The organism is Nocardia spongicola (assembly GCF_047200775.1).
Lineage (GTDB): Bacteria > Actinomycetota > Actinomycetes > Mycobacteriales > Mycobacteriaceae > Nocardia.
The window spans coordinates 1,092,667-1,101,609 of sequence record NZ_JBJZOO010000001.1 but is presented as its reverse complement, the minus strand read 5'-3'; the positions used below and the strand labels follow the sequence as shown (position 1 = coordinate 1,101,609).

Genomic DNA, 8,943 nt, shown 5'->3' with positions numbered 1-8,943 from the left:
TGTGCGATATCGGAATAGCTGATGCGGAGTATGTCGCTGTATTTATGCCATTACTGGAATCATACATATTGTTTTATGCTGATATTTTTAGTATGAGACTACTTCCGACCAGCCTCGATGGATGGCCTCTTGTCTGTGGGTCGGAATCCCTCCGTGGTGAGACGCTGGTACCAGGATTTGGTGCCAGGGTATCCGGAATCCAGGTATCTATGACTAGGAGGATTGCATAGAATTATTGCGTTCGAGTCTGTCCCGGTGGATCGTGTGCGGTTGCGCCAGTGGATTCCGATCGAAATATGCTACATATGGAAAGCAGTGCGGCATAGAGTTCGGGACCGGCGGCGTTCGGGGTCGTCTCGGCGAGTTTCCGACCGGGAGCCGGATTTCCTATGAGTGGCTGTCGAGTATCGAGGTTCGCATCACGGATTTATATTAGATGTGGTGAATTCAGGACCAGTGTACCGGAGGAGTTGTTTTTCTGCCGCGTTACGCGCGTAGCGTGTGCGGTTCGATCGCATCGTGTACCAGTGCCCGTGCGTCGATTGTCTCGGGCTTGTATGGCAGCAGGGCCAGGTGGTCGGTCATTCCCTCGACCGGGTTGTCGATTGTTTCGATCAGTCCGGACAGGAACGACCATTCGTGTTCGTTGTTGTCGTAGTGCATGATGGTGCCGAGCTGTTCACGGAAACGCTGCCAGGACTGCTTCAGGGTTTCGTTGCGTTACATGGTCGCGCGTCCCCGGCTCGGGCGCTCAGCACGCCGCTTGGTGTGAGCGGTGCACGGCATCGGGAGAGGAACTCCGTTTCGTAGAGCCGGTTGTGCTGGGGCTTCCTCGGCGCGTTCGTCCGGTAGATCGATCACGATGATGTCGTAGCGGGTGTCTGTCTGCTCGGCGGTGGTCAGGAAATCTCAGCTGTCGCAGTAGTGCATCCTGATCGGTCCGTTACCCGCGACCGCGTCGGCCGGCTCGGCGTTGGTGTAGCCGTGGGGGAGGTGCTCGGCGCACAGTTCGACCTCGAGCTGATCGATATCGACGTGGTCGACGTGTGTGGCGCCTGCGGTGATCGTTATCGAAGAACAGGCTGATGCCCTGCGCGGTGCGCGCGATCACCATGTGCTGGAAGGGGGTGTGGGTATCGACGATCACCTCGCGCAGATCCCGGATACGGGTCAGGCCCGCGCCCGCCGGCTCCTCGATTCGCTGTCCACCGTTCCCCCTGCGGATAACGTGTATGCGGACATCGCCGGGAGATAAAGCATCTCGGAGATGCTCGACCGCTGTCGACGATACTGCCGCAGGTGAAGACATCGACGAAGATATCGCCGGACTCCGGATAGGTGTGCATCGAGGCGTGGGACTCCGATAACAGCGCGAGGGTGGTCACCCCCTGCGGTTCGAACTTCTTGTGCACGATATCGCAGATGGTGACGCCCGCCGCGATCAGAGATTCACGCAACACCGATTCGAGTTGTTCGAGATCATCGCAGAGGTCTGTGTCGATACCACCGAACTCGGCCAGCCCATGCCAACCGGTGGATTCCGCTGTCATGGGCACACTCATTCTCGCTCAGCGTCCGAGACATAAACGGTCAAGGGCGGAAAACCATTGAAGGACACCGACGAATAACTCGCAGTATAGGCGCCGGTATCGAAGATTCGGATGCGATCACCGGCTCGCAACGTGGTCGGTAGGAGGACTCGCGTGCGCTGATACAGTACATCGTCACCATCGCAGGTCGGACCGGCTACCACCGCCTCGTCGGCGGGATCGCCGTCGCGGTCGGTGACAAAACGGTAGGCGATGTATTCGGTCTCGGCCATTCCGTTGTAGCGGCCGATATCGAGATACACCCAGCGTCGTCCGTCCGGCGCGGTGCGCACCCCGACGACCTCGGCGTGAATGGTGCCCGCCGAACCGACCAGGGCACGGCCGGGTTCGACGATCAACCCGGTATCCGGGGGAAGGAATTCCGCTGCGGCGTGCCCGATCACCGCGGCGATCTCACCGAGTTCAGGTGCCGGATCTGCATAAGGAATAGGCAGTCCGCCGCCGATATTTATCGTGCAGGCCGAAATATCTTTCCGTGCCAACGCTTCGGTGATCTGGCCGGCCTGTTGGATACCGATTCGCCAGGCGTCGGGATCGAGTTGCTGCGAGCCGACGTGGAAGTAGGGTCCTGCCACAACGAGACCGAGATTCCTGGCTCTGATCAGTAACCGAACCGCCTCGCCAGGAGTGCAACCGAACTTCGTGCCGAATGGAGTGCACGACTGTGGAGCCGAAGCGAGGAAGCGGCACTCCACTTCGGAGCCGGGCGCGTGCTCGGCGATGCGCAGGAGATCGTCCTCGGTATCGAAGGCGAAGCGGCGCACCCCCACGGCATAAGCCCGAGCGATATGGGCGGTCTTTTTGACCGGATTTCCGTAGCACAGACGGTGTGGTGCTATCCCGAGCCGTAGACAGAGATCGATTTCACCGATGCTGGCGACGTCGAATTCCGCGCCCTCCTCGTCGAGCAGGCTCAGCAGTTCCGGAACCGGACTCGCTTTGACGGCGAAGCGAATCGTCGTCGTGGTATCGACATGCGCGGCCAGCGCGGCATCGAGCGTGTGGAAGTTCTCGCGCACACGTTCTGACTGGATGACTAGGTACGGTGATTCGGGCACAGCTGACCTTTCGCTCGGGCAGCGGGAGAGAGAGTATCAGCGGCCCCTATCCGGTATCGAATCCGTCGAGTATCGGTTCGCCGCACGGTCGCCGAAGCTGTCTTGATCTCAGAACAGGTTGTTGAACTGCGAGGATGACAAATCGGAAGGTGGTGCCGCTCAGCCGGCGGACACGGTGACATCGTCGAAGACGACCTCACCGGCGGCATCGGATTCGGTGAGATCGACCACCGCGTCGATCGACCAACCATGGTCGCCCGCCGGATCGTCGAGCACCTGCCGCACCTGCCAGAATCCTGGCCTTCGTTCCACTTGGAACAACTGCGGGCCTCTGGCGTCGGGCCCGATCCCGATCCGTTCGTACTCCGTGAAATAGTCCGCGAGCGCTTCGGCCCAGTCCGGGCCAGGACTCAGCTCGGCCAGCGCATCCCAGTGCCGCAGCGCGGCCAGCTCGACGCGGCGGAACATAGCGTTGCGGACCATGACGCGGAAGGCGCGCTCGTTCGCGGTGATCGGGCGCACCGACTCCGCGCCGAAAGCGACTTGCCCGGCATCTATCTCCGCACCTGGATTGGTCAATTGCTCCCATTCGTCCAGCAGGCTCGAATCCACCTGCCGGACGAGTTCGCCGAGCCACTCGATGATGTCGTCGAGCTCCTCGGTACGTGCGGACTCGGGCACCGTACGCCGCAGCGCGCGATAAGCATCCGCCAGATAGCGCAGTACCACGCCTTCGGAGCGGGCCAGTTCGTAATAGGAGATCAGCTCCGCGAAGGTCATAGCGCGTTCGATCATGTCGCGTACCACCGACTTCGGCGCAGGCGCGAACTCCGACACCCACGGGTGCCCGGCTCGGTAGGTCTCGTAAGCCGGTTCTATCAGTTCAGCCAGCGGCTTGGGCCAGGTCACCTCTTCGAGCAGTTCCATCCGCTCGTCGTAGTCGATGCCATCGGCTTTCATCTCGGCGATCGCTTCGCCGCGTGCCTTGTGCTGCTGGGCCATCAGCAGCTGACGCGGATCCTCCAAAGTGGATTCGATAAGCGACACCACATCGAGGGGATAACTCGCTGAGTCTTTGTCCAGAAGTTCCAGTGCTGCCAGGGCGAACGGTGACAGTGGTTGGTCGAGGGCGAAATCGCGTTGCAGGTCGACGGTCAGGCGGGCCCGGCGACCCAGCTCATCCGGTTCCGACAACTGCTGCACCACCCCTGCATCGCGCAATGCCCGATAGAGCCGGATAGCGCGCAGGATATGCCTGCGTTGGGCGGGACGGGGCTCGTGATTGTCTTCGAGCAGATGGCGCATGGCGGTGAAACAGTCGCCCGGCCTGGCGATCACATTCAGCAACATGGCGTTGGTAACGGTGAAGCGTGACACCATCGGCTCCGGTTGCGCCGCGACCAGGCGGTCGAAGGTCTCTTCACTCCAGGAGACGAAACCTTCCGGGGGCTTGCGCCGCTGCACCTTGCGCTGTTTCTTGGGGTCGTCACCCGCTTTGGCAAGCAGTCGGGTGTTCTCCACCTCGTGGTCGGGTGCTTGGACGACGACGGTGCCCATGGTGTCGTAGCCTGCTCGGCCCGCGCGGCCGGCGATCTGGTGGAACTCGCGGGCTTTCAATCTCCTGGTGCGTACACCGTCGAACTTGGTCAGCCCGGTCAGCAGAACTGTGCGGATGGGCACGTTGATACCGACGCCGAGGGTGTCGGTGCCGCACACCACCTTGAGCAGGCCCTCTTGGGCCAATCGCTCCACCAGGCGCCGGTACTTGGGCAGCATGCCCGCGTGATGCACCCCGATACCGTGCCGGATCAATCGCGACAAGGTCTTGCCGAAGCCCGCGGCGAACCGGAATTCACCCAGCGCCTCGGCGATCGCGTCCTTTTCGGCGCGGGTGGCGAAATTGACACTGGTCAGTGCCTGTGCTCGTTCGAGTGCGGCGGCCTGGGTGAAGTGCACCACGTATACCGGGGCCTGGTTGGTGGTGACCAGTTCTTCGATGGTCTCGGTGATGGGAGTGCGGGCGTAGGAGAAGCTCAATGGCACCGGACGTTCGGTGCCTGCGACGATCGCGGTGGAGCGGCCGGTGCGGCGCTGCAGATCGCGAGCGAAGAAATCGACCTCGCCGAGTGTCGCCGACATGAGCAGGAATTGGGCGCGCGGCAATTCCACCAGCGGAACCTGCCAAGCCCAGCCACGGTCGGGTTCGGCATAGAAGTGGAATTCGTCCATCACGACTTGGCCGACATCGGCGTCCGCGCCCTCGCGCAACGCCAGATTGGCCAGGATTTCCGCGGTAGCGCAGATGATCGGCGCCTCCGGATTCACCGCGGCGTCGCCGGTGACCATACCGACGCGGTCGGCGCCGAACACTTCGCAGAGCGCGAAGAACTTCTCACTCACCAGCGCCTTGATCGGAGCGGTGTAGTAGGTGCGCAGGCCTTGGGTACAGGCGAACAGATGCGCGCCGAGTGCGACCAGCGACTTCCCGGAACCGGTCGGCGTGGCGAGGATGACGTTGGCCCCGGAGGCCAACTCCAGCAACGCTTCATCTTGCGCCGGATACAGTGGGGTGCCCTGCTCGGCAGCCCACATCCCGAACGACTCGTAGAGAGCATCGGCGTCGGTCCCCGGGATGTCGAGCAGTTCGGTCAAATCCACTCCGACCACCCTACGGCCTCACGACTGGGTGTCCGCGTAGGGGCGATCGGATCGCCGGATCGCCCCTATGTCAGTCTTGTTCGTCTTTGCCTTCACTGTTGTGGTCACCGCTGTTATTGCCACGGCTGTTGTTGTCACCGCCGTTGTAGCCGCCCTGTTCGGCGAGGAATCGCTCGAATTCGGCACCCAGTTCATCACCGCTCGGCAGTGCGCCGTCACCGACCAACAGACTCGACTGCTGCTCTTGTGCGGTGACGAAGCTGTCGTACTGTCGTTCCAGGGCCTGTACGACGGTCTCCACTTCAGCATTGCCCGCGATATGCTCATTGACCTGCTCCCGTACCCTGGCGGCGGCCTCACCGAGCGCGGCCAGCGGAATCGACAGGCCTGCGTTGTCCGCGACCTGCTCCAGCAGTGTCTGCGCAGCCTCGGGGTAGGCGGTCTGCGCCAAGTAATGCGGGACGTGCACCGAGAAGCCGACCGATTCGTGCCCGTGCTGAGCCATCCGGAACTCGAGCAGAGCCGATACACTTGCCGGCACCTGGAGCTCACCCGGCCAGCGCTGATTCTCCGGGATCAGGTCACGATCGGAGGAATGCGCGGTGACTCCGAGCGGGCGGGTATGTGGGATCGCCATGGGGATCGCGCTCAGGCCGATGCTGCGGCGTACGCCGAGCTGTTCGGAGAGCAGGCGCACCGCGGTGGTGAATTTCTCCCACCGCAGGTCCGGCTCCAGACCCGCGAGCAACAGGAACGGGACGCCCGCGGTATCGCGCACTGCCCAGAGGTTGAGTTCCGGCTCGGCGTAATCCGAGAAATGGTCGGACTTGAACGTCATGAGCGGGCGACGTGACCGGTAGTCCAGTAGCTCGTCCACATCGAACGAGGCGACCAATTCGCTTTCGAGGCTCTCGCGCAGGTGCGTGGTGGCCAGCCGTACCGCGTGGCCTGCGTCGGTGAAGCCTTCCAGTCCGTGTACCAGGACCGGGCCGGAGCCGTCGGCAGACGACAATTGCGGAGCGGGGAACTCCAGTTCGTACATTCGCGACTCGTAGTCCATCGCGTACTCCTTCCTGCGCGGTTCCTGCGGCCCGGACACGCACCCCATGCGCAAGCGCCACCGCATGCCCGATTCTCGCCACCGGCGGTGGCGAGCGTCGAGCAGCCATCCGGGACGGGACCACCATCTATTGTCCCCTATACCGGTGACAGTCATTGCACATGGCCGGGCACCGGCCTCTATCCGCCCCAACAGCGGCACCGGCCTGCGCATTCCCGATCCAGCGGCGTGGCATCGCCGCCGGGGGTCTGGATTTTGACACAGTGGGTGAGTGACCGTGGCGGATTCCACACGCAGACAATTCGGCCGCGTCGTGTTGTGCGTGTGCGCGGTGTTGCTCGCCGGATGTGGGCCGACAGTGTCCGGGCACCCGGTCACAGTGCCGCCTACTGCCGTGACCAGGCATGTGAGCGCAGAGCTACCTGCTTTGCTCCCGGATCCGGCGCAGTTCCCCGCGCCGTATGTGGCGGTGGTGCTGCCGCAGCCCGCGGTCTCCGGGGCGGCAGCGGATCTGGACGGTATGGGTCGTGGCGCGCGGGTGCGGCCGAGCCGGTGTGCACCCGCGGAACAGGGTTTCCAGCCGGACAGTGTGGCGATGGCGGTCGGTTCGGACGAGGTTACGCGTGCCACGCTGACCGTCGAATTGCTGCGTACCGATGAGCCGTTGGCCGCATTGCGCGCCAGACTGACCGAGTGTGGATCGGTGCGCGTCAGCCGTGCGGGCGCGGCGACCACCGTGACGACCGAGCTGGATTCGCCACCGCGGGTCGCTGCTGATGACGTCCTGGCGTTTCGCAGGACCGTACGGTCCGGGTCGGTCGGTGCCGGGCTGACCAGATCCATGTGGACGCGCATAGGTCAAATCGGGGATGTGCGGGTTTCGGTGACGTACATGTCGTTCGCCGAGGGAGAACCGGATTCGGCGGCATTGGAGGCGTTGTTCGTCACGGCCGTGCGGAAAGTGCGGGAGGAGTAACAGGAACGCACCTGGCCGACGCCCCGGGCCAGCACCCTAGCAGGTGCCACCGACAGTGTTCGGTTGTGTGGTCGTCCTGTGGGGGAGCGGTACACAGGGCTGAAGTACATTCCCCAGGTCGGCCGAATCACCAGGCCGGTGCCCGAGGGCCGGGGACGAGGACGGGCAGGCTGGCGGCATGACCATTTCCGCGACGCCCTTTCCCGTCCCCGAACCAGTCGATGCCGAGCGCACTGTCCACGACAACGCGCCGTGCCCCCGTTCACCCAGCCGACGTGTGGCGGCGCGCCCCGTATCAGGCTGCCCAGTTCCCGACAGCGCCGCTTCCGGCAGTACTACACCCCCGCGCGCTCCCGCTGATGCGGGTGTACGGGGGGTCTCATGCGCGATGGGCGCCATACCTCGTATGAGGACGAATGGACACGCATACGCGAGCCGGACTCGAAAAGTCCAGTGCGGTGACAATCCGGCGCCTTTCACCCGGGATACGCCGGGGCGAACTGTGCGCGTGGATGATCCAGGGGATCTGATCGCCGCTGTTCCCGCGATGCTCGGGTTCACCCCGGAGCGGTCGTTGGTCGTCTTCGTCTTGCGGCACGAAGTCGCAGGCCCGGCAGTGGTCGAGGCGGTAGTGCGGTTCGATCTGGACGCGCACGATACGCCTGCCACCACCGTGGCGCGGATCTGCGCACAGGATGGAGCTACGGAGGTGCTGGCGGTTGTCGTCGATGATCGTGTACCGGAAACCGATTCGGATCGGCGGCACTGCGCCGCACGGCATCCGGCCGATGGGCATCGTGGCGACGTATCGGCCGATACGCTCGGTCGGCAGTTGGCCGCGTACGGCATCTCACTGGGCGGGGTATGGGCGGTGCGCGCGATCGAGGCCGGGCAGCGGTGGTGGGCGCTGGCCGGTCCGGACCGTCATGGCATGCTCCGGGATCCGGCCGCTTCGTTGGTGGCGGTATCGCATGTGCTGGACGGCAGGCCGATTCGAGGTTTTCGCTCCGAGCTCGTCGAATTGGTTGCTGTCGATCCGCAGGCACATACCGAGGTGGCGGTATACCTGGAGAACGAGCTCGCCCTGGCCCGTGAGCGGTACGCGCCCGCCGCGCGTCGCGGCGATCCGAACAGATACAGCAGGCAGGCGCTGGAGGATGTGCTGTGGCAGATCGCCAATATCGAGTCCGGTGCTGTGCTGATGGCAGCAGAAATCGCGAAACTGGCGGTTGCCCTTCGTGATCGAACTGTTCGGGACATCATGTTCGCCCTAGCCGTCGGTGATCATGCCGTCGCTGCCGAGACATTGTGGGGCATACTTACCCGCGCGCTCTCCGGCCGGGATCGCGCCGAGGCCGCCACCTTGCTCGGCTTCAGCGCCTATGTTCGCGGTGACGGTCCGCTCGCGGGGATCGCGCTGGATGCCGCTCTGGACGCGGATCCGGAGCATCCGATGGCGGTACTGCTCGATACCGCGCTGCGTCTAGGCATGCGTCCGGATCAGATGCGCCGACTCGCCCGCAGTGGCTACCGCATCGCCGCAGGTCTCGGTGTCGACCTCGGTATGCCCGCACTATAGGA

The 8,943-nt window shown here is 63.7% G+C and carries 7 protein-coding genes and 1 pseudogene; 3 read left to right on the top strand and 5 right to left on the bottom strand.

The features are described 5' to 3' along the window. Positions 1-486: 486 nt before the first annotated feature. Positions 487-663 carry a hypothetical protein gene (locus ACL02S_RS04810; RefSeq protein ID WP_412801021.1) on the bottom strand — a complete coding sequence of 59 codons (177 nt, stop codon included), beginning with the start codon at positions 661-663 and terminating at the stop codon, positions 487-489. A gap of 385 nt (positions 664-1,048) precedes the next feature. Here ACL02S_RS04810 and ACL02S_RS04805 point away from each other — a divergent pair, with 385 nt between their 5' ends. Further along, positions 1,049-1,255: a hypothetical protein gene (locus tag ACL02S_RS04805; RefSeq protein WP_412801113.1), complete on the top strand. Its 207-nt coding sequence runs from the start codon at positions 1,049-1,051 to the stop codon at positions 1,253-1,255. A 73-nt stretch (positions 1,256-1,328) separates the two neighbouring features. Here the strand turns inward: ACL02S_RS04805 and ACL02S_RS04800 are convergent. The 4 genes and pseudogenes from ACL02S_RS04800 to ACL02S_RS04785 form a co-directional block, all read right to left on the bottom strand. Beyond that, a pseudogene (locus tag ACL02S_RS04800) lies at positions 1,329-1,550 on the bottom strand (S-adenosylmethionine decarboxylase family protein); the annotation flags it as partial. Between the two features lie 8 nt (positions 1,551-1,558). Continuing rightward, a complete protein-coding gene (locus tag ACL02S_RS04795) occupies positions 1,559-2,668 on the bottom strand; it encodes a type III PLP-dependent enzyme (RefSeq protein WP_412801020.1) in 1,110 nt (369 codons plus the stop codon). 159 nt (positions 2,669-2,827) lie between these two features. After that, complete coding sequence (locus ACL02S_RS04790) at positions 2,828-5,326, bottom strand: DEAD/DEAH box helicase (RefSeq protein ID WP_412801019.1); 2,499 nt, start codon at positions 5,324-5,326, stop codon at positions 2,828-2,830. 70 nt (positions 5,327-5,396) lie between these two features. After that, positions 5,397-6,386 (bottom strand): proteasome assembly chaperone family protein, encoded by a 990-nt coding sequence (locus tag ACL02S_RS04785; RefSeq protein ID WP_412801018.1) that lies wholly within the window; start codon positions 6,384-6,386, stop codon positions 5,397-5,399. A 271-nt stretch (positions 6,387-6,657) separates the two neighbouring features. On the opposite strand from ACL02S_RS04785, the gene ACL02S_RS04780 reads away from it, so the two are divergent. Continuing rightward, on the top strand, positions 6,658-7,362 hold the full coding sequence (locus ACL02S_RS04780; protein WP_412801017.1) for a sensor domain-containing protein: 705 nt from the start codon (positions 6,658-6,660) through the stop codon (positions 7,360-7,362). Positions 7,363-7,870: 508 nt separating this feature from the next. Beyond that, positions 7,871-8,941, top strand: coding sequence for a DUF4192 domain-containing protein (locus ACL02S_RS04775; RefSeq protein ID WP_412801016.1), 1,071 nt, complete (start codon positions 7,871-7,873; stop codon positions 8,939-8,941). Positions 8,942-8,943: the final 2 nt, after the last annotated feature.